The organism is Metabacillus mangrovi (assembly GCF_009711125.1).
In the GTDB taxonomy this organism is placed as follows: Bacteria; Bacillota; Bacilli; order Bacillales; family Bacillaceae; genus Metabacillus_B; species Metabacillus_B mangrovi.
On record NZ_WMIB01000003.1, the window covers coordinates 87,716 to 111,001 of the forward strand.

20 protein-coding genes and 1 other annotated feature (1 of these 21 running past the window's edge) are annotated in these 23,286 nt (G+C 47.4%); all 20 genes read left to right on the top strand.

Annotated features, from left to right (window positions below; all coding sequences use genetic code 11):
* The first annotated feature begins 147 nt into the window (after window positions 1-147).
* The 20 genes from citZ to thrS all read left to right on the top strand — a co-directional run bounded on the left by citZ (window position 148) and on the right by thrS (window position 23,128).
* Window positions 148-1,266: a citrate synthase gene (citZ, locus tag GKZ89_RS05585; RefSeq protein WP_155111414.1), complete on the top strand. Its 1,119-nt coding sequence runs from the start codon at window positions 148-150 to the stop codon at window positions 1,264-1,266.
* A gap of 100 nt (window positions 1,267-1,366) precedes the next feature.
* Window positions 1,367-2,662 (top strand): NADP-dependent isocitrate dehydrogenase, encoded by a 1,296-nt coding sequence (icd, locus tag GKZ89_RS05590; protein WP_338324900.1) that lies wholly within the window; start codon window positions 1,367-1,369, stop codon window positions 2,660-2,662.
* 89 nt (window positions 2,663-2,751) lie between these two features.
* Complete coding sequence (mdh, locus tag GKZ89_RS05595) at window positions 2,752-3,690, top strand: malate dehydrogenase (protein WP_155111416.1); 939 nt, start codon at window positions 2,752-2,754, stop codon at window positions 3,688-3,690.
* A 115-nt stretch (window positions 3,691-3,805) separates the two neighbouring features.
* The gene (locus GKZ89_RS05600; RefSeq protein ID WP_155111417.1) at window positions 3,806-4,282 is read left to right on the top strand and encodes a MaoC family dehydratase; all 477 of its coding nucleotides are present in this window, start codon (window positions 3,806-3,808) and stop codon (window positions 4,280-4,282) included.
* Between the two features lie 271 nt (window positions 4,283-4,553).
* The gene (locus GKZ89_RS05605) at window positions 4,554-5,276 is read left to right on the top strand and encodes a response regulator transcription factor (RefSeq protein WP_155111418.1); all 723 of its coding nucleotides are present in this window, start codon (window positions 4,554-4,556) and stop codon (window positions 5,274-5,276) included.
* Window positions 5,269-7,029 carry a two-component system histidine kinase PnpS gene (gene pnpS / locus GKZ89_RS05610; RefSeq protein ID WP_155111419.1) on the top strand — a complete coding sequence of 587 codons (1,761 nt, stop codon included), beginning with the start codon at window positions 5,269-5,271 and terminating at the stop codon, window positions 7,027-7,029. Before GKZ89_RS05605 ends, pnpS begins: the two co-directional genes overlap by 8 nt.
* 216 nt (window positions 7,030-7,245) lie before the next feature.
* The gene (gene hflK / locus GKZ89_RS05615) at window positions 7,246-8,223 is read left to right on the top strand and encodes an FtsH protease activity modulator HflK (RefSeq protein WP_155111420.1); all 978 of its coding nucleotides are present in this window, start codon (window positions 7,246-7,248) and stop codon (window positions 8,221-8,223) included.
* Window positions 8,213-9,130, top strand: a complete 918-nt coding sequence (hflC, locus tag GKZ89_RS05620) for a protease modulator HflC (RefSeq protein WP_155111421.1) — start codon at window positions 8,213-8,215, stop codon at window positions 9,128-9,130. Before hflK ends, hflC begins: the two co-directional genes overlap by 11 nt.
* Before the next feature lie 117 nt (window positions 9,131-9,247).
* A complete protein-coding gene (gene polA, locus GKZ89_RS05625) occupies window positions 9,248-11,884 on the top strand; it encodes a DNA polymerase I (RefSeq protein WP_155111422.1) in 2,637 nt (878 codons plus the stop codon).
* Window positions 11,885-11,901: 17 nt separating this feature from the next.
* Window positions 11,902-12,753 (top strand): DNA-formamidopyrimidine glycosylase, encoded by an 852-nt coding sequence (mutM, locus tag GKZ89_RS05630; RefSeq protein WP_155111423.1) that lies wholly within the window; start codon window positions 11,902-11,904, stop codon window positions 12,751-12,753.
* 76 nt (window positions 12,754-12,829) lie between these two features.
* On the top strand, window positions 12,830-13,462 hold the full coding sequence (gene ytaF / locus GKZ89_RS05635; protein WP_155111424.1) for a sporulation membrane protein YtaF: 633 nt from the start codon (window positions 12,830-12,832) through the stop codon (window positions 13,460-13,462).
* A gap of 14 nt (window positions 13,463-13,476) precedes the next feature.
* Window positions 13,477-14,073, top strand: coding sequence for a dephospho-CoA kinase (coaE, locus tag GKZ89_RS05640; RefSeq protein WP_155111425.1), 597 nt, complete (start codon window positions 13,477-13,479; stop codon window positions 14,071-14,073).
* Window positions 14,074-14,528: 455 nt separating this feature from the next.
* The gene (locus GKZ89_RS05645) at window positions 14,529-15,548 is read left to right on the top strand and encodes a glyceraldehyde-3-phosphate dehydrogenase (RefSeq protein WP_155111426.1); all 1,020 of its coding nucleotides are present in this window, start codon (window positions 14,529-14,531) and stop codon (window positions 15,546-15,548) included.
* A 300-nt stretch (window positions 15,549-15,848) separates the two neighbouring features.
* Window positions 15,849-16,229, top strand: a complete 381-nt coding sequence (gene speD, locus GKZ89_RS05650; RefSeq protein ID WP_155111537.1) for an adenosylmethionine decarboxylase — start codon at window positions 15,849-15,851, stop codon at window positions 16,227-16,229.
* Between the two features lie 140 nt (window positions 16,230-16,369).
* Entirely contained in the window at window positions 16,370-16,771 is a 402-nt protein-coding gene (locus GKZ89_RS05655; protein ID WP_155111427.1) for a cytosolic protein, read from the top strand.
* Between the two features lie 59 nt (window positions 16,772-16,830).
* Window positions 16,831-17,292, top strand: coding sequence for a transcriptional regulator NrdR (nrdR, locus tag GKZ89_RS05660; protein ID WP_155111428.1), 462 nt, complete (start codon window positions 16,831-16,833; stop codon window positions 17,290-17,292).
* A gap of 77 nt (window positions 17,293-17,369) precedes the next feature.
* A complete protein-coding gene (locus tag GKZ89_RS05665) occupies window positions 17,370-18,785 on the top strand; it encodes a replication initiation and membrane attachment family protein (RefSeq protein ID WP_430696789.1) in 1,416 nt (471 codons plus the stop codon).
* An 18-nt stretch (window positions 18,786-18,803) separates the two neighbouring features.
* Window positions 18,804-19,736 carry a primosomal protein DnaI gene (gene dnaI / locus GKZ89_RS05670; RefSeq protein ID WP_155111430.1) on the top strand — a complete coding sequence of 311 codons (933 nt, stop codon included), beginning with the start codon at window positions 18,804-18,806 and terminating at the stop codon, window positions 19,734-19,736.
* 253 nt (window positions 19,737-19,989) lie between these two features.
* The gene (gene ytxC / locus GKZ89_RS05675; protein WP_155111431.1) at window positions 19,990-20,826 is read left to right on the top strand and encodes a putative sporulation protein YtxC; all 837 of its coding nucleotides are present in this window, start codon (window positions 19,990-19,992) and stop codon (window positions 20,824-20,826) included.
* Between the two features lie 370 nt (window positions 20,827-21,196).
* A complete protein-coding gene (gene thrS, locus GKZ89_RS05680; protein WP_155111432.1) occupies window positions 21,197-23,128 on the top strand; it encodes a threonine--tRNA ligase in 1,932 nt (643 codons plus the stop codon).
* A 119-nt stretch (window positions 23,129-23,247) separates the two neighbouring features.
* Window positions 23,248-23,286, top strand: a sequence feature (ribosomal protein L20 leader region); it runs 91 nt beyond the window's last position.

Below are 23,286 nucleotides of genomic sequence, written 5' to 3' on the forward strand. Positions count from 1 at the left end.
ATATGTGAAAATGTAAGCATTTACTTTTGCCGGCCGGCTTCCGAGCAAGCGCTCATTCATTTAATTTTGATAGAATAAAAGAATGATACTCTTTCTTTTACTCTTTATGTCTTGAAATGGGAAAAATGCGCAAAGGAGAGATTGGATATGACAGCAACCCGCGGTCTTGAAGGGGTAGTAGCGACTACTTCTGCAGTAAGCTCCATCATCGATGATACTCTTACATATGCAGGGTATAACATTGATGATCTGGCAGATCATGCAAGCTTTGAAGAAGTAATCTATTTGTTATGGCACGGCAAGCTTCCGACAGAAGATCAATTGAGGGATATAAAGGACCAGCTGGCTGACAATTCAAGAATACCGAATGAAATTGTTGAACATTTCAAACAGTATAACGTTTCAGAAGTTCACCCTATGGCTGCCATCCGTACAGCAGTGTCCATGCTTGGCCTGTTTGACCCGGAAGCAGATGATATGTCACCTGATGCAAATTACAGGAAAGCGATTTGCCTGCAGGCTAAACTTCCGACTCTTGTTACGGCGTTCAGCAGAATCCGTAAAGGTCTTGAACCGGTTGAGCCGCGCAGCGATTACGGAATCGCAGCAAACTTCCTTTACACGCTGACAGGTGAAGAACCAAGCAGCGTCGCAGTAGAAGCTTTCAACAAAGCACTTGTACTGCATGCTGACCATGAACTGAACGCTTCTACATTTACAGCACGTGTATGTGTAGCTACGCTGTCAGACATTTACTCAGGCGTTACTGCTGCGATCGGTGCATTAAAAGGCCCACTTCACGGCGGAGCAAATGAAGCGGTTATGAAAATGCTTAATGAAATCGGAGATGTGGAAAACGCTGAGTCCTATATTCAGGCAAAACTTTCCCGCAAGGAAAAAATCATGGGCTTCGGCCACCGTGTTTACCGCAATGGCGATCCGCGCGCGAAGCATCTCAGAGAAATGTCTGAGAAGCTTTCCAACCTGACCGGAGACAGCAAGTGGTATGAAATGTCCCTTCGTGTTGAAGAGATTGTGACTTCTGAAAAATCCCTTCCGCCGAACGTGGACTTTTACTCAGCTTCTGTTTACCACAGTCTTGGGATTGACCATGATTTGTTCACGCCGATTTTTGCAGTCAGCCGGGTATCCGGATGGCTTGCCCATATTCTTGAGCAATATGAGAACAACCGTCTGATCCGTCCGCGCGCTGATTACACAGGTCCGGATAAACAGCGTTATGTTCCGATCGCGGAGCGTTCCTGATTCAGGCATAAAACCGGCTTTCTTGCTGATTTTTCAGCATAAAGCCGGTTTAGAGGTTGACTGAAAAGTTAACCTCTTTTACCATTTTATTGTGAGCAGTATACATAAACGGGAGGTAACAAACATGACGAACGGTGTAAAAATTACAGTAGATAACGGTGTATTGAATGTTCCAAACCAGCCAATCATCCCTTATATCGAAGGCGATGGAATCGGTTCTGATATCTGGGCTGCAGCATCCCGTGTCCTTGAAGCGGCAGTAGAAAAAGCATACGGCGGCGAAAAGCAGATCATTTGGAAAGAAGTACTCGCTGGAGAAAAAGCATTCAACAAGACAGGAAGCTGGCTTCCGGAAGAGACGCTTGATGCGATCCGTGAATACATCATTGCGATTAAAGGACCGCTTACAACTCCTGTAGGAGGCGGAATCCGCTCTCTTAATGTCGCGCTTCGCCAGGAACTGGATCTGTTCACTTGCCTTCGTCCTGTGCGCTACTTCAAGGGTGTTCCTTCACCGGTTAAACGCCCTGAGGATACAGACATGGTGATTTTCCGCGAGAATACGGAAGACATCTACGCAGGAATCGAATATGCGAGCGGGTCTGACGAAGTGAAGAAATTAATCTCTTTCCTTCAAAACGAAATGGGAGTTAACAAAATTCGTTTCCCTGAAACATCCGGAATCGGGATCAAGCCGGTTTCACAGGAAGGGACTTCCCGTCTTGTAAGAGCAGCCATCCAGTATGCTCTTGATCAGGGACGCAAGTCTGTCACGCTGGTTCATAAAGGAAACATCATGAAGTATACAGAAGGAGCCTTCAAAAACTGGGGCTATGAGCTTGCGGAAAAAGAGTTCGGCGATAAAGTATTCACATGGGCGGAATACGACAGAATCATTGAAAAAGACGGCAAAGATGCAGCAAACCAGGCGCAAAGTGAAGCAGAAGCTGCCGGTAAAATCATCATTAAAGACTCTATTGCTGATATTTTCCTTCAGCAGATCCTGACACGTCCAAGCGAGTTCGACGTGGTGGCTACGATGAACCTGAACGGGGATTACATTTCAGATGCACTGGCAGCACAGGTTGGCGGAATCGGGATCGCACCGGGTGCCAACATCAACTATGAAACAGGACATGCAATCTTTGAAGCGACACACGGAACGGCTCCTAAATATGCCGGTCTTGATAAAGTGAATCCTTCTTCTGTTCTGCTTTCCGGTGTCCTTATGCTTGAGCACCTTGGCTGGAATGAAGCAGCTGATCTCGTTATCCAGTCAGTCGAAAAGACAATCGAATCAAAAGTTGTTACTTACGATTTTGCGCGATTGATGGATGGCGCGACTGAAGTGAAATGTTCCCAGTTCGGGGACGAGCTTATTAAAAATATGGGATAATGCATCCATACATGAAGGCAATGCCGCTCCCGGCATTGCCTTGCTTTAAAATACAAGCGGCCGCATTTTACCGACAGGAGGATGAGAAGATGAATCGACGCAAGAAAATCTCAGTTATCGGTGCAGGGTTTACAGGGGCGACGACAGCTTTTCTGCTGGCAGCAAAAGAATTGGGAGACGTAGTGCTTGTGGATATTCCGCAGATGGAGGATCCGACAAAAGGCAAGGCGCTCGATATGCTTGAAGCAGGACCTGTAATGGGGTTTGATGCCAATATTACGGGAACCTCGAGCTATGAGGATACAGCGGATTCGGATGTTGTGGTCATTACTGCAGGCATTGCGAGAAAGCCCGGCATGAGCAGGGATGACCTTGTAGCAACCAATGAAAAAATTATGAGAAACGTAGCTAAGGAGATTGTCCGCTATTCTCCGGAATGCACCATTATCGTGCTGACCAATCCGGTAGACGCGATGACCTATGCGGTCTTTACCGAATCGGGCCTGCCTAAGCACAGGGTGATTGGACAGTCAGGTGTTCTTGACACGGCACGCTTCCGTACCTTTGTAGCCCAGGAGCTCAATCTTTCCGTTAAAGATGTTACAGGCTTCGTTCTTGGAGGGCACGGCGATGATATGGTACCGCTTGTCAGATACTCCTACGCAGGCGGGATTCCTCTCGAGAAGCTGATGCCAAAAGAACGTCTGGATGCCATTGTTGAACGGACACGGAAGGGCGGCGGCGAGATTGTCAATCTTCTCGGTAACGGAAGTGCTTACTATGCTCCGGCTGCTTCCCTTGTGGAAATGACAGAAGCCATCATTAAAGATCAGCGCCGCGTTATTCCGGCTATCGCTTATCTAGAAGGCGAATATGGCTTTGATGGGATCTATCTGGGGGTACCGGCCGTGCTTGGCAAGAACGGCCTCGAGCAGATCATTGAGCTTGAATTGACGGAGGACGAAAAGGCGGCACTTGAAAAATCAGCCGATTCTGTCCGGAACGTGATGAAGGTTCTATCTAACTGAAAAACAGAAAGAAATTGGAGGAAACTCCAATTTCTTTTTTCTATTCGGACTGAGCAGAAGATTCATTCATAAAAATATATTTGTAAGCGATTACATAGATAGAGGGGGAAATGGGATGGTTCTTGGGAAAAAGCGAAAGCTCGGCAGACCGATTGAAGAAATCAAAATAGGGGAAAAGCTGACTCTTACAGAAAAGATGGAGGATAAAGACCTGCTGCTGTATCTGGGGCTCACAAACGATGCCAATCCACTATATATTCAGCACGATTATGCTTCTGTGACGCCATTTAAAAAACCGCTCGTACCAGCCGTTATGCTCTCGGGGTTTATCACTTCAGCCGTCACAAAATATTTTCCGGGACCCGGCAGCCATGTGACAATGCAGCATCTGGAATACCATGTGCCTGTATACCACTACGAAGTGCTGAGATTTTTCTTTGAAGTAAAAAAGACAGACCCGGAAAAAGGGATCATCTGTATTCATGTTCACACGCTGAACGAAGATGATGAAACCGCGATTGAGGGAATGCTGGAGGTGATTCCTCCGTTTTATCCTGAAAACACAGATGGAGAAGCCTTTCATAACTTCTGATGAAGCAGGCGGGGAAATAGAGACCGGGGGCAATGCTGAAATAGCATTCCCGGTTTTTTTTCTGCTCAGCCTCTATAACCCCCTATTCTAAATCCGGAAAGGATTACACCCCTTTTCTAATAAAATTTTCCATAAAATGAGATGATTACAACGTAAAGAGAGAAATATCTCCGCAAGTTCTCATCTTCCCCTTTTGTAGAACCCAAATCTTTGACTATAATAGAGATAATGGCATCATGCCATACGAGGAAAATACGATTTGGAGGCCTTTATGAGCAAGAAGATTCTAGTAGTGGATGATGAACATTCCATTTTAACTTTGCTTCAATATAATCTTGAGCAGGCAGGCTATGAAGTGGTAACCGCCATGGATGGAAGTGAAGGACTGCAAAAAGGGCTTACTGAATCACCGGATTTGATGGTTCTTGACTTGATGCTTCCTAAGATGGATGGGATTGAGGTATGCAAGCAGCTCCGTCAGCAGAAAGTGATGGTGCCGATCCTGATGCTGACCGCAAAGGATGATGAATTCGATAAGGTGCTGGGGCTTGAGCTGGGCGCAGATGACTATATGACGAAACCTTTCAGCCCGAGGGAGGTTGTCGCCAGAATAAAGGCGATTTTAAGACGTACCCAGTTTATGGCGGACAGTGAAGTAAAGGAAGAGCTCGATTCCTCCGAAAAAATTATCATCGGGGACTTGCGGATTCTGCCCGAGCATTATGAAGCCTATTATGGGCAGGAACGCTTGGAACTGACACCGAAGGAGTTTGAACTGCTCGTCTATCTGGCAAGGCATAAAGGAAGGGTGCTGACACGCGATCAGCTTCTGAGTGCTGTATGGAATTACGATTTTGCAGGAGACACACGGATTGTGGACGTACATATCAGCCACCTCAGAGAGAAAATCGAACGCAACACGAAGAAGCCTCTCTATATTAAAACAATCCGCGGGCTAGGCTATAAGCTCGAGGAGCCAAAGGCGGATGAATAAATTCCGCTCCAGGCTGTTATTTGCTCTTATTACGCTTATCATAGCTGTTTTGGTAGGACTCGGTCTGCTGCTTGGGCAAATTTTTAACAGCTACTATGTGGATACGTTCAAAGAGAGAATAGAGAAGGAAGCGAGACTTGCGGCTCTGCTCGTTTCAGAAGCGGGTCTTGATGCTGAAAGGACGGAACCGCTGCTTGAAGAAGCGAGCAAGGCAGCCCAGTCCCATATTTCCATCGTTTCACCTGAAGGCAGGATTCTCCTGGAAGCTGGAGACAAGAGCGGTTATGAAAATGAGCTGGTGCAAAAAGCACTGGATAAGCTCTTAAGCGGCAACGGGGCCTCTAAAGCAAGAGGTCAGAGTGAGGGGCTCTATTACTATGCTCTCGAGGTCACAGACCAAAACAAAGAGACAGCTTTCCTTATTCTGAGCACGCCTATTGAATCTCTTAAACAGGTGAATCAGCAGATATGGGGGCTTCTCGTCACCAGTCTGGGATTGTCACTCGTGGTCATACTGCTCCTAGGCTTCAGGATCACATCACAGTATACGAAACCGATCGAAAGTGCGACAAAGGTTGCGATGGAACTTGCCAAAGGCAACTATAAAGCAAGAACCTACGAAGACCATTTAGATGAGACCGGCATGCTGAGCCAGTCCATTAACATCCTGGCGAGAAATCTGCAGGATATGACGAGAGCACAGGAAATGCAGAAGGACCGGCTGGAAACCCTGATTGAAAATATGGGAAGCGGACTCATTCTGATTGACGGCAGAGGCTACATCAACCTTGTCAACCGGGCGTACAAGGAGATTTTTCAGGCGGATCCCGAACATTTTCTATATCGGCTGTATTACGATGCATTTGAGCATAAAGAGATTGTCGATATCATTGAAGAAATCTTTATGACGGAAGTGCGTCTCCGGAAGCAGCTGCAGGTAGCGATCGGGATTGACCGGAGGCATTTTGAAATTTACGGGGCCCCAATTATCGGCACAAATGATGAGTGGAAAGGCATCGTTCTCGTTTTTCATGATATTACCGAGCTGAAAAAACTTGAGCAGATGCGAAAGGATTTCGTTGCAAACGTATCGCATGAATTAAAAACGCCCATCACGTCGATCAAGGGTTTTTCAGAAACGCTTCTGGACGGAGCGATGTCTGATAAGCAGACATTGGAATACTTCCTGTCCATTATTTTAAAAGAGAGTGACCGGCTGCAAACCCTTATCCAGGACCTGCTTGACTTGTCCAAAATTGAGCAGCAGGCCTTCAGGCTGACTTTCAGTGATTGTGATCTTCATGAAATCGCAGATGATATAGTGGCCATTCTGTCAAGCAAGGCAGAGGAAAAAGAAATTGTACTCACAGTTGACAGCGAGGCTGAAGTGATTCCGGCGATCGGAGATGTTTACCGGATTAAGCAGATCTTTATCAACCTCATTAATAATGCGCTCACCTATACTCCTAAGGGAGGATCTGTGAACTTAAGCTTGAGGAACGGCAAGGATCATGCCTGGGTTACGGTTTCAGATTCCGGGATCGGGATCAGTGAAGAGGAGCTGCCGCGGATTTTTGAGCGGTTCTACCGGGTTGATAAGGCACGGAGCCGCAATTCGGGGGGGACGGGACTCGGGCTCGCCATCGTGAAGCATCTTGTGGAGGCTCACAAAGGGCAGATCACGGTAAAGAGCAGGGTTGGAGAGGGGACAACCTTTACTGTCCGCTTTAATAAGAGGATACAAATGGAATAGTTTACAATACCTTTACAAGGTATTTATTCTTACTTAACATATCGTTGATAATATAATAGATGAAAACCCCTTCATCCAAGGAGCCAATCTTTAGGACGGTAGCAACTATGCTGCCGTCCCTTTTTTTGTGCTTGTTTTACAAGATTTTCATAATATGAAACTTTTTTCATACATACACGTAAGTAAGGGACACAGAAATAAAAGGGGGGCTGCACGTTGACACTTAAAAAGCTTTATACGTTTCTCGGTTTTGCTGCGGCAACATCAGCTGTACTGATCTTGGCTTTTACCACATGGTTTACGGTAGATGAATCCGATCAGGCTGTTATCATTACACTTGGCAAGGTGCAGGATACAGTGACGGAATCCGGCTTGCACATGAAATGGCCATGGCCGGTCCAGACTGTTGAAAAGCTATCGAAAGAGACCTTCAGTCTGCAGTTTGGATACAAAGAAGATTCTGGTGATGTAAAATCGGTCCCTGCCGAAACGAAAATGATCACGGGTGATGAAAATATTGTGCTGGCAGACATGGTCGTTCAATGGAAAATTTCTGATCCGAAAAAATATTTGTTTTCCGCTGAAGACCCGGAAGAGATTTTATATGATTCTACCTCCTCCAGTTTAAGAAGCATCATCGGAAGCTCGAAAATTGATGATGCCCTTACTTCAGGCAAAGCCAACATAGAAAAAGAAGTTCAGGAGCTTCTTGGTGAACTGATGGCCAAATATGACATCGGCATTTCCATCCTTGCTGTCAAGCTGCAGGATGTCGATCTGCCGAATGAAGAGGTTAGAAAATCATTCACAAATGTAACAGATGCAAGGGAAACGATGAACACGAAAATGAATGAAGCAAAGAAATATGAAAACCAGAAGCGGGAAGAAGCGCTGGGGGAGAAGGATGCCATCATCTCGAAGGCGCAAGGTGACAAAACAGCCCGTGTTCAGAAAGCGATCGGAGAAACAGCGAAGTTCAGCTCTCTTTTCACCGAATATAAAAATGCAAAGGAAATCACACGGAAACGTCTGGTTCTTGAAACGATTGATCAGGTTCTTCCCGGAGCCCAAGTTTATATTATGAAGGACGAGGGCGGCACGATGAAATACCTGCCGATCGCAGATCTCTCAAAAGGGAAAAATCAAGTGCCGCCTCAAGCTTCAGCGGAAGGAAGTGAAAAGAATGGCCAATGAGAACGTCGTGAATTTCAGAGAAAAATTTTCCTATACGCGCTATATCCGTTTTGGCATTTTTCTGCTGATAGCGGCCTTGCTGCTGATTGGCCTGTTCTCCAGTCTGTTTGTAGTCAAAGAGAACGAATACAAGGTCGTCCGCCAGTTCGGAGAAGTGGTCAGGATTATTGAAAAGCCTGGATTGCACGTGAAAATCCCGCTTATACAGAGTGTTACTTCCCTTCCGAAATTTCAAATGACCTATGATGTAAAAGAGGCGGAAATCAACACGAAAGATAAGAAACGGATGATCATTGATAATTATGCGGTATGGAAAATCGAGGATCCGAAAAAGATGATCTCGAATGCCCGGACCATGGTGAACGCAGAAGCAAAAATGGCTGAATTTGTGTTCTCATCCATCCGCTCGGAGCTCGGACAGCTTAACTATGATGAAATCATCAATGATGAAAAGTCTTCCCGCGGAAGCCTGAATGACAAAGTAACTGAAATCGTCAACCGCCTCCTCGACCGGGATCAATATGGGATCACTGTAACCGATGTGCGGATCAAACGGACGGATCTCCCTGAAGCAAATGAGAAATCGGTGTACACACGTATGATTTCAGAAAGGGATTCCACGGCCCAGCAGTACTTGTCAAAAGGAGATGCGGAAAAGAACCGGATTACTGCTAAAACAGACCAGTATGTGAAGGAAACCCTCGCAAAAGCTGAATCCGAAGCTGATGTGATCAGGGGCCAGGGGGAGCAGGAGGCCGCTAAGATCTACAACCGCGCTTATTCTGCTGATCCGGAATTTTACAGCCTATACAGAACACTGGAATCCTATAAGAAGACGATAGACGGAGAGACGGTCATCATCCTTCCGATGGACTCCCCTTACGCACAAACTTTACTCGGCCAGTAAAACTGAATCGTGCCGCCATTTTTCTTTCTCATACCGGACATGGTAGAATATGAGGAAGAAGAGGGCGGCTTTTTGCTGTTTTCGGCATAAAGCTGACTGCGTTTTCAAGGAGGAAAAATGTTGGATAAAAAGAAAATGGTCCTGATCGATGGAAACAGCATTGCATACCGTGCTTTTTTTGCATTGCCGCTGCTGAATAATGATAAGGGCGTACATACAAACGCGATATATGGATTTACGATGATCCTGATGAAGATTCTGGAAGAAGAAAATCCCACCCATATGCTTGTTGCCTTTGATGCAGGCAAAACAACCTTCCGCCACAAAACATACTCTGAATACAAGGGAGGAAGGCAAAAGACGCCGCCTGAGCTTTCCGAGCAGTTCCCGTTCATTCATGAACTTCTGGACGCTTACAAGATCCCGCGCTACCAGCTTGAAAACTTTGAAGCGGATGACATCATCGGAACGTTTTCCAAAAAGGCGGAAGAAGATGGATTTGAAGTGAAAATCATCTCCGGAGATAAGGATTTAACTCAGCTCGCAAGCGATCGCACAACCGTGTCCATCACGAAAAAAGGAATAACGGAAGTGGATTCCTACACGCCGGCATTCATTGAGGAAAAGTACGGCCTCTCCCCATCGCAGATTATTGATATGAAGGGTCTGATGGGTGACAGCTCCGATAACATTCCGGGCGTGCAGGGCGTTGGGGAAAAAACGGCCATTAAGCTGCTGAAGGAGTATGGATCGGTTGAAAAGCTTCTCGAGTCTCTTGATGAGCTGAAAGGCAAGCTGAAGGAACGACTGGAAACACACCGTGAGGATGCGGTCATGAGCAAGGAGCTTGCGACAATCAATACGGAAGCACCACTTGAGATCACCATTGAAAACCTTACATACAGCGGCTATGATCCGAAGCTTGTCCTCCCGGTTTTCCGTGAGCTGGGCTTCAAGACGCTGATCGATAAGTTTGATACAGGAGCAGAAACAGGCGAACCGGAGGAAGAAGAAGATCTTCCTTTCGAAACGGCTGAAGCCGTGACGGCTGAAATGCTCACCGATGATGCTGTTCTCGTAGTCGAAGTATGGAACGAAAACTACCACCGCAGTGCTATTGCAGGCTTTGCCATCATCAATGAAAACGGCCGCTATTACCTTCCCTATGAGCTGGCGGCTGAATCTCAAGAGTTCAAGCAATGGGCGGCGGACGAGAACAAACGGAAAACGGTATTTGATGCGAAACGTTCAATCGTTGCGCTCAAATGGCAGGGAATCGAGCTTGAAGGTGTGGACTTTGACATTCTGCTCGCATCCTATATCCTGGATGCATCCCAGACCGCTGACGATGTAGCGGGCCTCGCGAGATTAAAGGGAATCAGCGGGACGAAAACGGACGAAGCAGTCTACAGCAAAGGTGCGAAGCGGAAGCTTCCGGAACAGGAGCTGCTTGCCGATCACCTCGTCCGCAAAGGAGAAGCATTGAAAAAGTTAAGGGACATTCTTGAAAAAGAACTGCATGAGAATGATCAATATGATTTGTATCATGACTTGGAAATGCCGCTCGCCTTAATTTTAGCGGAAATGGAAGCAACGGGTGTGAAGGTCGATACACACCGCCTGAAGGAGATGGGAGCAGAGCTTACAAAAAAGCTGCAGGCTCTGGAGAACAAGATCCACGGTCTTGCAGGAGAAGCTTTCAATATCAATTCTCCCAAGCAGCTCGGTGTCATCCTGTTTGAAAAGCTCGAGCTGCCGCCTGTGAAAAAAACAAAAACCGGCTACTCTACTTCTGCGGATGTTCTGGAAAAACTTGCGGACCATCACGAAATTGCAGAGCAGATCTTGCTTTACCGGCAAATCGGCAAGCTGCAGTCCACTTATATCGAAGGGCTGCTGAAAGTGGTCCACGAGGATTCGCAAAAAGTGCATACACGGTTTAATCAGGCACTTACCCAGACCGGCCGCCTCAGTTCAACCGATCCCAACCTCCAGAATATCCCGATCCGTCTGGAGGAAGGCAGGAAAATCCGCGAAGCCTTTATTCCTTCAAAAGAAGGATGGGTCATTTTCGCGGCGGATTATTCACAGATCGAGCTGAGGGTGCTCGCGCATATTGCCCAGGATAAAAATCTGATGGAAGCATTCAAAAATGACATGGATGTTCATACGAAAACGGCTATGGATGTTTTCCATGTAGGGCATGACGAAGTGACCTCCAATATGAGAAGACAGGCTAAAGCGGTCAACTTCGGAATTGTATACGGGATCAGTGATTACGGTCTTTCCCAGAGCCTCGGCATTACAAGGAAGGAAGCCGGTGAGTTCATCAGCCGCTATCTCGAGAGCTTTGACGGAGTAAGGGAATACATGGACGAAATCGTAAGAGAAGCCAAGCAGAAAGGGTATGTTTCCACGCTGCTCCAGAGGAGAAGGTACCTGCCCGAAATTACGAGCCGCAATTTTAATCTGAGAAGCTTTGCAGAGCGGACGGCGATGAATACACCGATTCAGGGAAGCGCCGCTGATATTATTAAAAAAGCCATGATCGATATGGCAAGAGAGCTGGAAGAGCAAAAGCTCCAGACGAACCTTCTTCTTCAGGTGCACGATGAACTGATTTTTGAAGCACCTCCTGAAGAGATCGAAATTCTTAAAAAGCTCGTGCCGCAAGTAATGGAGCATGCTGTTGAATTGGACGTGCCATTAAAGGTGGATTATTCCTACGGAAGCTCATGGTACGATGCAAAGTAGAAAAAGGATGGGATACTATGCCGGAATTACCTGAAGTCGAAACGGTCAGACGAACACTCATGCAGCTTGTAAAAGGAAAAACCTTTGCTGAAATTGAGGTTCGCTGGCCGAAGATGATCAAGCGCCCTGACGATGTCCTTCAATTTCAGGACGCACTAAAAGGGCAGACGATCCAGGAGATCGGCAGACGGGGCAAATTTCTGATGTTCTCTCTTGATCATTACGTGCTCGTCTCCCACCTCCGCATGGAAGGGAAATATAGCTTGTATGACTCCGGTGAGGAGCCGGGCAAGCATACTCATGTCATTTTCCATTTTACTGACGGAACGCATCTCAGATATGATGATGTCCGGAAATTTGGGACGATGCACTTATTCGAAAAAGGAACGGAGCAGCAGGACCTGCCGCTTTCCCAGCTTGGGCCTGAGCCCTTTACGGAGGATTTTTCCGAAGAATACCTTGCCGGCAGGCTGTCAAGGACGAACAGGATGATTAAGGTGGCGCTGCTGGATCAGCGTCTTGTTACCGGACTTGGAAACATTTATGTAGATGAAGCGCTGTTCAGAGCCCGTATTCACCCGGAAAAGCCGGCGAAGGAACTTTCAATCGAAGAGATTCAGCAGCTTCGAAGCAGCATCATTGAGACGCTGAACGAGGCGGTTGAGCAGGGCGGCAGCACCATCCGCTCTTATCTGAATTCGCAGGGGGAAATCGGCATGTTCCAGCTGAAGCTGTTCGTTTACGGAAAAAAAAATGAACCTTGTAAAATCTGCGGCACGCCCATCGCGAAGAAAGTAACGGGTGGCAGGGGAACGCATTTCTGCCCGCATTGCCAGACGCTCACTCCAGGCATCAGCGCGGACGTTTAAGCTGCGGCTGCGGCACTCATAATGGGCAGCTGTCATATAATGCACGAGTATGTAACGGAAGGAGCCTGTGCATTATATGATTTCCGCATCTCTGCTTGTTATGGCGATCGCCGTCAGTCTCGACAGCTTTTCAGTCGGTTTCAGCTATGGTTTGAAGAAAATGAAAATACCGGTCAAATCCCTGCTGATCATAGCCTTATGCTCAGCCTTCAGTCTGCTCGCAGCAATGATGCTCGGTCATCTTTTAAGTTCTTTCATTGATCCGGAATGGACGAAACGCCTTGGAGGCATCATCCTGATCCTCATTGGGCTATGGGTTTTTTATCAATTTCTGAAGCCATCGAGGGATCTTTCGAAAGAAGAACGGGAAAAAACCCTGTTTAACCTGGAGATTAAATCTCTTGGAATTGTCATCCATATATTAAGAAAGCCTGCCTCTGCAGACCTGGACGGTTCCGGGCATATCGCAGGCATTGAAGCTCTGCTGCTGGGAGCCGCTCTTTCGTTTGATGCGTTCGGAGCAGGCTTTGGAGCAGCGCTGCTCGGATTTTCACCTTTGGCGATGAGTCTGTCAGCGGCTGTGATGAGCTCAGTGTTTCTGCTCGCAGGCATACAGGCCGGCCACCTTTTTGCTAAATGGTCCTGGATTGAAAAGTTCAGCTGCCTTCCGGGGCTGCTGTTAATATGCATTGGAATTTGGAAGCTATAGAGGAGTCGATGTAAATGGGCACGGTCATTGGCCTGACAGGCGGCATCGCCAGCGGGAAAAGCACAGTATCCTCCATGCTGAAGGAAATGGGTTTTCCGGTTGTAGATGCAGACCTTATCGCAAAAGAAGCAGTTGATCCCGGCAAGCCGGCTTACCATCGGATTGTCGAGGCTTTCGGAAAAGAAATCCTCCACCCTGACGGAACGATAGACCGCGGGAAGCTCGGAAATATCATCTTCAATGACAGCGGAAAACGGAACACCCTCAACGGAATTGTACATCCCGAAGTACGAAAAGAAATGATCCGCCAGAGAGAGCTGTACAGGGAAAACAGCCTTGCTGTCATCCTGGATATTCCGCTGCTTTTTGAAAGCAGGCTGGAATCCTATGCAGATGTCATTCTGCTAGTCTATGTATCACCGGCCACCCAGCTCGAACGCCTGATGAAGCGGAACGGCATTACGAAAGAAGAAGCAGAGGCGAGAATCCGCTCGCAAATGCCCCTGGATGAGAAAAAATCCATGGCAGGAGCTGTGCTGGATAACAACGGGCCGCCAGAAGATACGAAGCGCCAGCTGATGGAACTCCTGAAGGAATGGAACATTGCGTAAAGGGCCTTTATCGGGCTCTTTTTTTTATGAAAAGGCTTTGTTAAAGCATAGTGTTGATTTTTCACACTTGTTGATTGGAGCGAAAGGCGTGAGACTGGGAGCTAGAGAGCAGCCCGACAGGTGAGACCCCCCTGTTGCGAAGCGAGGAGAAGGCTCACCGCCCGCCCTGGATGAGCGAACGCCTGCCAGCTGCAATCAACAGCCAAGTTTAACAGAGCTTATGAATAAAGCCTGGCCAGAGGAGCTGTGTTTGAAGCGGCAAGTGCAGATTTCCATCGTCTGCACGGCGTACCTGTCCGCAATCATTCCGGATGCAGTATATCTGACTCCCTGAAAAACAACATGAAAATTTCAGAAATTGGTTGTTTTAATCTTTCCAAACCGTCTAAATGTGATATACTAATTGCATAATTAATACTTCAAGTATAGCACAAAAGGGGAAGGGGTCATTTTTTATGAACGTAAATGTTGCCATTAATGGTTTTGGAAGAATTGGAAGAATGGTTTTTCGCAGAGCAATGATGGAAGAGCAGTTCCGGATCACAGCGATCAACGCCAGCTATCCGGCAGAGACGCTGGCCCATCTGATTAAATATGATACGAACCACGGCCGTTTTGACGGAGAAGTCATCCCTGCCGGTGATCACCTAATTGTAAACGGTCACAAAATTCTTCTGCTCAACAACAGGGATCCAAGAATGCTTCCTTGGAGAGAGCTTGAAGTGGACATTGTCATTGAGGCGACCGGCAAGTTCAACTCCAAAGAAAAGGCGATGGCCCATGTTGAAGCCGGTGCAAAAAAAGTTATCCTCACAGCACCGGGCAAAAATGAAGACGTGACCATTGTGATGGGTGTGAATGAGCATATGCTCAAAAGCGAACACCAGATCATTTCCAATGCTTCCTGCACCACAAACTGTCTGGCACCGGTTGTCAAAATCCTCGATGACCAGTTCGGGATTGTCAACGGCCTGATGACAACTGTTCACGCTTATACAAATGACCAGAGAAATATAGATAATCCGCATAAGGATCTGCGCCGTGCCCGTTCATGCGCACAATCCATCATCCCGACAACAACCGGGGCGGCGAAGGCCCTTTCCCTCGTCCTTCCCCACTTGAATGGAAAGCTTCACGGGATGGCGCTGCGTGTTCCGACCCCGAATGTTTCCCTGGTGGATCTGACAGTGGACGTTAAAAGAGGCGTAACCGCTGCTGAAGTGAATGAAGCATTCATCAATGCTTCTTCAGGTTCGATGAGAAATGTCGTTGGATTTACAGCAGAACCGCTTGTCTCTGTGGACTTCAACACAGATCCCCACTCAGCCGTCATCGACGGGCTGTCGACCCTCGTGATGGAAGGAACAAAAGTGAAGGTGCTTGCCTGGTACGATAATGAATGGGGCTATTCCTGCCGGGTGGCTGATCTTGTCAGCCTGGTTGCAGCAGACCTGCGGAAGCCGATGAGTGTATAAACACAATCCTTGAAAGCTTAGCGGAAACCCGCTAAGCTTTTTTATTGGGGGCACTGGCTTGCAAAATAGCAAACTGCAAAAAGGTTCCTGAAAACTTAAAAAATATTTTTTGCATCCGTGTGTTGCAAAAATGTTTTAAAGGAAGTATACTATTTTTCGTGAACTTCTTGAGAGCAAGGCAATGCAGCTACTTAAAGGGTTAGGACCTCTTAGGACTAACTTTCCCCCGTGGTAGTATGGCGTGCTGATGTGCGGAGAACTTCATTCATCGCCAAATTTAATTAAGGGGGATCCATGACTATGGAAACAATGGGACGACACGTAATCTCAGAGCTTTGGGGCTGTGATTTCGATAAGTTGAACGACATGGATTATATTGAAAAAACGTTTGTAAATGCTGCATTGAAATCTGGTGCAGAGGTCAGAGAGGTAGCTTTTCATAAATTTGCTCCACAAGGTGTGAGCGGGGTTGTCATTATTTCTGAATCCCATCTTACGATTCACAGCTTTCCTGAACATGGATATGCAAGCATTGATGTATATACATGCGGAGATTTAAATCCAAATATTGCTGCCGACTATATTGCTGAGGCACTAAGTGCACAAACCCGCGAGAACATCGAAATTCCGCGCGGTATGGGACCTGTTCAAGTGAAGCACTCCCAGGCTAAAGCCCAGTAATTTTACGATACGGATAAAGTCTAAGGTTTGAGAGGTGTGAAGATTTTTTCACACCTCTTTTGATTATCCGGAAAAAACAGTATGATAGATATATACATACCGGCCCCGTCAGGGCTTTGAAGAGGAGAAGAAGAGCCTATATGAGTCTACTAAAAAAAGTCCAAGCCTTTTTTTCAGCACATACCGAAACAGCCGAGCAGCACAGCAATCCCGACTTGCGAAGCCGGTATTATAAAGCAACGGTCAAGAAAGCGATGGATGCCGTTCAGGCAGCTGCTTCTTCAAGAGGAGGCTGTGCGGTCACTTCTGTTTCCGAAGAGCGCGGGGAGATCAGCGTGCACATTCAAAAACCGAAATCCGCACTGCTGGTCGCAACTGTTATTTCCGTCAGGCCGTTTGAAACTGCCATTGATTTTTCCGTTTCCACGGACACTCCGCTTCCAACTGATTTCGGCTACAGCCGGAAGGTCATTCTCGAATACTACAAAAAGCTGGACAGCGAATTGAAATTTGTCGGTGCCGGACTGAATTCGGGCAAATAAAGGAAGGCTGGTAACAGGGCACCGCCCAGTTAACATGGAAGGAATGGAGCTGTTGACAGATGAAATGTCCTGCTTGTCATAATCAGGGGACACGAGTGCTTGATTCCCGTCCTGTAGAGGATGGAAGAGCGATCAGGAGAAGACGCGAGTGCGAAGACTGCCAGTTCCGGTTCACCACCTTTGAAAAAGTGGAAGAAATTCCGCTGATTGTCGTGAAAAAGGACGGAGCACGCGAAGAGTTCAGCAGGGAGAAGATGCTGCGCGGTCTGATCAAGGCATGTGAAAAGCGTCCGGTCCCCCTGAACAGGCTTGAAGAAGTGGTTCAGGATATCGAAAAAGAATTACGGAATAATGGCGTATCCGAAGTGAAAAGCGGAAGCGTCGGTGAAATGGTGATGGACAGGCTGGCAGATGTCGATGAGGTCGCATATGTGCGGTTTGCTTCTGTATACAGGCAATTTAAAGACATCAATGTATTCATTGACGAATTAAAGGAATTGATCAAGAGGGAAAGCAATTAGGAGTGCGGATGCTGATTTTCCGGCTCCTTTTATCCTTTTCCCCATCGTAACTCCAGAAAATGGGGAGGAATAACGGAGTGGATTATCACTGGAAGGAACTAATACCGGGCGACCGCTACCGGTCGAAATGCAGCGGGATGCTGCATGAATACGACCGCAAGCTGGCAACGATGCTGTATCAGCCCCTGCTTGGAACCGCGGCACTCGGTTTATATATGACACTTTGGGCAGAGCTCGAACAGGACCGGCTATGGGGGCAGGAGCATACCCATCACCGTTTGATGGCCCTCACCCAGATGAGCCTGAAAAGCTTTTACGCAGAAAGGATCAAGCTTGAAGCAATCGGCCTGCTATCCACCTACGTAAAAGAAGAGCAGGACAGCCGGATCTTTTACTATGAACTGAGATCCCCGCTGAAACCAAATGAATTTTTTAATGACGGCATGCTGAACATCTATTTGTACAACCGTGTCGGCCATACAACGTACATGCAGCTTAAACGGTTCTTTACGGACGAAGAACGTGAGGCTGGTGAAAACGTGACCCGTTCCTTTGATGAGGTGTTCTACTCGCTGCAGCCGAGCGAGATCAGCTTGCAGGAGGAAGAAGGACCCGGGGAAAACCAGACATACATCAAAGACGCAGAAAAGACAGAACCATCCTTTTCAGAAGCGGCATTCGATTTCGATTTGCTGTTTGAAGGGCTTTCCCAATCGGTTATTTCAAAAAAATCCATTACACCAGCTGTTAAGGAGACGATCATCAAGCTTTCCTACGTGTATGGAATTGATCCGCTCAACATGCAGAACCTGCTGATGGATTCTCTGCAGCCGGATGAGACCATCGACCGTGAGCTGCTGCGCAAGTGTGCACGTGACTGGTATGATTTCCAATATGGCAAGCAGACACCGAAGCTTGCAGAAATCAATAAAGTGCAGCCTGTCAAGCACCGGACTGTACTGGATCAGGGCGAACTGACAACCGAGCAGATGATGATCCGCCAGCTGGAAACCATGACGCCTTATCAATACCTGAAGGACGTGTATGAAGGGGCAGAGCCGACCCTCGCAGATCTGCAGGTGATCGAAGAGGTCATGCTGCAGCAGAAATTACTCCCTGGCGTCGCGAACGTCTTAATCTACTATGTCATGCTGAAATCCGATATGAAGCTCTCTAAAGGGTACGTTCAGCGGATCGCAGGCCACTGGGCAAGGAAAAAAATAACAACCGTCGCTGGGGCTATTGAGCTTGCGAAAACAGAGAATAAGAAATACCTGGAGTGGGCGGAAGGAAAATCACGGTCCTCATCCGGAGGACGGAAACCGATCCGGAGCGAAATGGTACCGGAATGGATGAAAGAAAAAGAGAACACTGCAGGGGAACCGGCCGTCCCATCTAAAGAGGAGAACGGAACAGAGGACCTTGAAGCTGAGAAGCTAAAGATAGAGGAATGGATAAAAAATTTCAAAAGCCCCCCTAAAAACGACTCGTAAATGAGGAGGCGGATCTAAATGGAGCCAATCGGAAAATCCATGAGAAACGTAACGAACCGGCCGGATTTTCAAAAACGGCTGAGCGGTCTGAAAGAACAAGTGCTCGCTGATCCTGACATACAGGCGTTCCTGTCTGCCAACAGCAGCGCTGTAGATGAGAGCGTCATCGAAAGAAGCCTGAACAAACTTTATGAATATACACAGCAAAGCAAAGGCTGCCGCGACTGTCCGAGCATCGGCCAATGCCGGAACATCATCCAGGGCTACCATCCTGAACTGGTGCTGCAGGGGAAAACAATCGATCTCCAATATGATCAGTGCCCTTCCAAAATTGCAGATGATCAGAGGAAGAAACATGAATCCCTAATCAAAAGCCTGTACATTCCAAAAGATATTCTGAAAGCTCAATTCCAGGATATCGATTTTGACGATAACAGCCGCATCAAGCTATTCGGGCTAATCCAGGAATTCGTACGCGCCGCAGAAGAAGGAAAGCGTCAGCGCGGCGTTTACCTTCATGGATCATTCGGAGTGGGAAAAACCTTTATCATGGGCGCAATCGCCAACGAACTCGCCTTTAAAAACATCCCATCCATGCTCGTCTACCTTCCTGAATTCATGAGAGAGCTGAAAAACTCGATCCAGAATTCCACCCTGGAAGAAAAGATGGATGCCGTAAAAAAAGTAAAGGTTCTCATGCTTGATGATATCGGAGCAGAATCCATGTCCAGCTGGACAAGAGATGAAATCCTCGGTGTCATCCTTCAATACAGAATGACAGAAAACCTGCCCACCTTCTTCACGTCAAACTTTGACCTGAAGGAGCTTGAACACCACCTCTCCTACACGCAGCGCGGAGAAGAAGAAAAAGTAAAAGCGGCAAGAGTCATCGAACGCATCAAATACCTCGCCACCCCGTTCAAACTGGAAGGCGGTAACCGCCGCAGCTGAACTGTCTCCCGAGGGAGGCGGTTTTTTTTTGTGGAGGTTGACAGGCGGGGGTGTGATGCCGGGCAAGAATGCCAGGTAAAACGGTGATGCCAGGGAAGAATGCCAGGCAAGCCCCCAATGCCAGGCAACCATCCAGCACAGACCAAATCGCATCCAAATGAATCCCCGCAGCTCAGGTAAAAACTTCTTCTAAAAAGTTTCGGGCCCCCATATACATGAAGCAGATGTGTTCGCTATTGAGGGGGGACAAACTTTGCTGGAGATTTCCTTTGAGTCTGAACAAGAGGCGCAATCCTTTTACATGTGGCTGGCCGGCCGGGCCGGAGAAGCGGGGATGTCTGTCACAATGGAGCAGCCTGCTTCCGTTGAAATTATCGCGGGTGACGGTGAAATCCGGTCTTTTCTGATTCCTCTGCTTTCAGAATATATAACAGAGAAAATGGAGTCTTTATGGATTCTTTCCATTCTTGAAAATCAGTTTTATTTTACGGATACAGATGAGCTGCAGCAGATTTTGAACATTTCCCAATCCATTATGGAAGGTGAACGGACGGATATTCCGAACGTGGAGCGGTTTTCTGGAAAAGAAGAGTTTGTTAAAGAAACACTCGGACAGTTTATTCAGCCTGGATTAAGGTTCTCCTTCCATTCCTTTGTGAGGTTCAGGCTCTCTGGATATATGCACAAGCTGAAGCGGTATGCTGAGGCTGCTATTGAGGAATATAAGCTTGAGCAGGAGTATCAGAGCTTTATTCAGCTGCTGCGTGAATATGTGATCCAGAAGCACCCGTTGCTTGCTGAGGTTCATGTTTTTCACAGAAGGCATTTTCTTATTTACAATGGGGAGTATAAGGAGATGACTGATACGGAGCTTCGGCGTGTGACGGACCGGGATTTGCTCTGCCGCCATCCGGTGTATATCGATACGGCACTGCTTGCCCCCCTTGTCAGTATGGCGCCGGGGAGGATTTTTCTGTACTCGGATGATCCGGATCATGGTATGATTCAGACGATTCAAAACGTTTTTCAGGAGCGTGTTATGCTGCGCCCAGAGGTCTCGTTTTATTTGAATTCAAAAAAAATCCCGTGATTCATCTTGATTTGCAAATCGAAAAAGACTATAATCGAATCAAATTCAATCAACATCAGTTTTGATGAGGACAAGAGGATGCATGAATGGTTTTCAGAGAGAAAAGGCACTGGCTGAAACCTTTTTAACCGGAAGAGCATACCTTACCGCCTTTGAACTTCAGCTGTGAACGTTTAGTAATGGCTGACGGGCAATCCCGTTACAGATTCCAGAGCCGCGCGATGGCTGTTTCAGCATTGCCGGGAACTAGGGTGGAACCACGATGAAGGTTTGTATCAATCCGTATACATAACCCGTCCCTTTTACAGGGACGGGTTTTTTATATTTTCCGGGCTTTATACAGCCCATAAAACAAGAAGGAGTGATCAGGATGTCTGAAGTATTGCACATTACCTTTCCAGACGGAGCAGTAAAGGAGTTTAGTAAAGGCACGACAACAGAAGAGATCGCGGCATCCATCAGCCCGGGTCTTAAGAAAAAATCGCTGGCAGGAAAGCTCGATGGAAAGCTGATTGATCTGCGTACACCGATTGAAAATGACGGTGCGATTGAAATCGTGACACAGGATTCCCCAGATGCACTTGAAATCCTGCGCCACAGCTCAGCCCACTTGCTGGCGCAGGCAGTGAAACGGATTTTTGGAGATGTAAAGCTCGGGGTTGGTCCGGTTATCGAGAACGGCTTTTATTACGATCTTGATATGGAAGAATCCATTTCTTCCGAGGACCTGCCGAAGATTGAAAAAGAAATGCAGAAGATTATCAACGAAAACGTGGAAATCGTCCGAGTAGAAGTTTCCAGAAGTGAAGCGCAAAAGCGTTTTGAGGAAATCGGAGACAACCTGAAGCTTGAGCTGCTTGAAGCCATTCCAGAGAATGAAACGGTGACAATCTATGAGCAAGGTGAATTTTTTGACCTGTGCCGCGGCATTCACGTACCGTCTACAGGGAAGCTGAAGGAGATCAAGCTGCTGAGTGTTGCAGGGGCTTACTGGAGAGGCGACAGCAAAAACAAAATGCTGCAGCGGATTTACGGTACGGCGTTCTTTAAGAAGGCCGACCTGGATGAGCATCTCCGTCTTTTGGAAGAAGCGAAGGAGCGGGACCACCGCAAGCTTGGAAAAGAACTGAGCCTTTTCACGAACTCCCAGCTTATCGGCCAGGGGCTGCCGCTATGGCTTCCAAAAGGTGCGACGATCCGCCGCACGATCGAGCGTTACATTGTCGACAAGGAAGAAAAGCTTGGCTACGATCACGTCTACACTCCAGTGATGGGAAGCGTTGATCTTTATAAAACATCCGGCCACTGGGATCACTACCAGGAGGATATGTTCCCGGTCATGAGCATGGATAATGAAGACCTTGTTCTGCGCCCGATGAACTGCCCTCACCATATGATGATCTATAAACATGACATTCACAGCTACCGCGAACTGCCGATCCGCATAGCGGAGCTTGGCATGATGCACCGCTACGAAATGTCAGGAGCACTTTCCGGTCTTCAGCGCGTTCGGGGAATGACGCTTAACGATGCGCATATCTTCGTCCGTCCAGACCAGATTAAGGAAGAGTTCATTCGTGTAGTACGTCTTGTAGAAGAGGTTTACAAGGATTTCGGCCTCGAGAATTACTCCTTCCGCCTTTCTTACAGAGATCCGGAAGATAAGGAAAAGTACTTTGACGATGATGCCATGTGGGAAAAAGCGCAAAGCATGCTGAAAGAATCGATGGATGAGCTTGGACACGATTATTTTGAAGCGGAAGGCGAGGCGGCATTCTACGGTCCGAAGCTTGACGTTCAGGTGCGGACAGCACTTGGAAAAGATGAGACGCTCTCAACGGTCCAGCTCGATTTCCTTCTTCCGGAACGATTCGACCTGAATTATGTCGGGGAAGACGGCAAGCAGCACCGTCCGGTCGTCATACACCGCGGTGTAGTGTCAACAATGGAGCGCTTCGTTGCTTTCCTTATTGAAGAGTACAAAGGAGCTTTCCCGACATGGCTTGCCCCGGTTCAGGTACAGGTCATCCCGGTTTCTCCATCTGTCCATCTGGATTACGCGAAGGAAGTTCAGGAAAAGCTTCAAGCGATTGGAATGCGGGTTGAGCTCGATGTCCGTGACGAGAAAATGGGCTATAAGATCAGGGAAGCCCAGATTCAGAAAATCCCTTATATGCTGGTTGTTGGCGATAATGAAGCGGCAGAAGGGGCGGTTAACGTCCGCAAATACGGGGAGCAGAAGTCCGAGACGATTCCGTTCGCCCAGTTTGCCGAGCTAGCAGAAAAGGAAATCCGCAAATAATTTTATTGCAAATATCGGGCAGCTTTGCTACAATCAATAACAGTGATTAAAAAGCAATGCTGCTTGACTTCCTAAAGCATGGATGGTATGATGTTTTAGGTTAATTGAATAGTTGTTTGATGAAAAAGCAGAAGCACCCGCTTCTCACCTGATTGACG